The 571-nt window shown below is 69.5% G+C and carries 1 pseudogene; it reads left to right on the plus strand.

The features are described 5' to 3' along the window. Window positions 1-571 (plus strand): annotated as a pseudogene (locus H0H10_RS02260) (non-ribosomal peptide synthetase); the annotation flags it as partial.

Consider the following 571-nt stretch of genomic DNA (forward strand, 5'->3'; position numbering starts at 1 on the left):
CCACCCGCATGTCGAGCGGCTGATCGGTGACTTCACCAACCTCGTCCTCCTCGAAGTCGACACCTCCGGCGAGCACTCCTTCGAGACCCGCGCGCAGGCCCTGCAGCGGCAGCTCTTCCAGGATCTGGAGCACCGCGCGTTCGGCGGCGTCCGCGTGATCCGTGAGCTGGCGCGCGAACACGGCCAGGCCCACGCCTCCATGCCGGTCGTCTTCACGAGCGTGCTCGGCCACGAGATGCCGGGCGGCCCCGACGGAGTGCTCCCCGGGCTCGGCAGGCTGCTCGGTGGTGTCTCACAGACACCCCAGGTCCATCTCGACTGCCAGGTCCTGGAGATCGCCGGCAAGCTGCTGATCAGCTGGGACGCGGTGGAGGCGCTGTTCCCGGAGGGGGTCCTGGACACCGCCTTCGACGTGTACGTGTCGCTGGTCGAGGCCCTCGGCGACGACGAGGCCGCCTGGACCTCTGCCTGCCCGGTGACCACCCCGTCGGATCATGTGGCGGTGGTGGCGGGGGTGAACGCCACAGAGCGTTCGCTGCCGGTGGGGTTGCTGCATGAGCCGTTCTTCGAG

Source organism: Streptomyces griseicoloratus (assembly GCF_014534645.1).
Classification (GTDB): domain Bacteria; phylum Actinomycetota; class Actinomycetes; order Streptomycetales; family Streptomycetaceae; genus Streptomyces; species Streptomyces griseicoloratus.